The organism is Vibrio sp. 1580, assembly GCF_033340055.1.
Window position 1 is genome coordinate 1 of sequence record NZ_JAWOVT010000635.1, and the last position, 540, is coordinate 540.

Here is a 540-nt window from a genome sequence, read left to right on the forward strand (position 1 = left end):
TCGCCCAAGCCAAAGACCTGCGCTGTACCTGATTTACCGGCTGTCTGGTAGCTCATATTGTAGAAAGAACGACGAGCCGTACCACGAGTACCATGGTTTACACGGCGCATACCTTCTTTCGCAATATCCCAGTATTTTTCTGGCACATTTTGAATCGGTGGGTAGGTTACGTATTCAGAGGTTTCTTGTTCCTCAAAGTTATCACCATTATCGATGGTGGACTTTAGGAGGTGAGGAGCGGAAACCGCACCATTATTCACTAACACCGATGTTGCTTTCGCAATTTGCATAGGTGTCGCCGTCCAGTAGCCTTGGCCGATACCAACAGGAATGGTGTCACCTTTATACCAAGGCGTTTTGTGACGAGACATCTTCCAATCACGAGTTGGCATATTAGCCTTACTTTCTTCGTAGATATCGATGCCTGTGTAGTCACCAAAACCGAACATCATCATCCAGTTTGAAATTCGGTCGATCCCCAAGTCATAAGCAATTTGGTAGTAAAACGTATCAACAGACTCTTCAATGGATTTAATGACA

General features: G+C 45.2%; 1 protein-coding gene. It reads right to left on the reverse strand.

Going from position 1 to position 540, the window contains the following annotated elements:
* Positions 1 to 540: penicillin-binding transpeptidase domain-containing protein (locus tag R7093_RS27570; RefSeq protein WP_318147321.1), on the reverse strand; the 540-nt coding region annotated here is incomplete at both ends.